This window comes from Oleiphilus sp. HI0086, from assembly GCF_001635225.1.
This window is the reverse complement of sequence record NZ_LWFZ01000246.1, coordinates 1-618: the sequence shown is the minus strand read 5'-3', so window position 1 is coordinate 618 and position 618 is coordinate 1. Positions and strand designations below refer to the sequence as shown.

Sequence of the window (618 nt, the reverse complement as noted above, 5' to 3'; positions counted from 1 at the left end):
CTAGTAATCGTGGATCAGAATGCCACGGTGAATACGTTCCCGGGCCTTGTACACACCGCCCGTCACACCATGGGAGTGGATTGCACCAGAAGTAGTTAGTCTAACCTTCGGGGGGACGATTACCACGGTGTGGTTCATGACTGGGGTGAAGTCGTAACAAGGTAGCCCTAGGGGAACCTGGGGCTGGATCACCTCCTTAAACGAATCGTGATCGTTTCGGTCAGAGTTCACACGAATTGCTTGGTTATAGAATTAAAGAGAGCGTAAGGGCAATAGGCCCTATAGCATCTTACTGAGAGGTAATTTGCGCAGAAGGCCTGTAGCTCAGGTGGTTAGAGCGCACCCCTGATAAGGGTGAGGTCGGCAGTTCAAGTCTGCCCAGGCCTACCAGATTTCAGTTACTCATCGTTAAATGATTACTCGCATAGCAGGCTATGCTTCGCAGTCATTTGCCTAGATTAACTAAAATCTACGATTTTTTGAGTCTGACTTTAATGAACGTTAAAGCAGAGGATAAAATGCTCTGGGATTGGGGCTATAGCTCAGCTGGGAGAGCGCCTGCCTTGCACGCAGGAGGTCTGCGGTTCGATCCCGCATAGCTCCACCAATTTCCAAAAT

Annotated in this window: 2 tRNA genes and 1 rRNA gene; all 3 read left to right on the top strand. The window is 49.5% G+C overall.

The annotated features are described in order from the left end of the window. Positions 1-199: ribosomal RNA gene (locus tag A3756_RS03235) — 16S ribosomal RNA — on the top strand; the annotation flags it as partial. A gap of 114 nt (positions 200-313) precedes the next feature. Beyond that, positions 314-390, top strand: a tRNA-Ile gene (locus A3756_RS03230). Positions 391-531: 141 nt separating this feature from the next. Continuing rightward, positions 532-607: transfer RNA gene (locus A3756_RS03225), tRNA-Ala, on the top strand. Positions 608-618 lie beyond the last annotated feature (11 nt).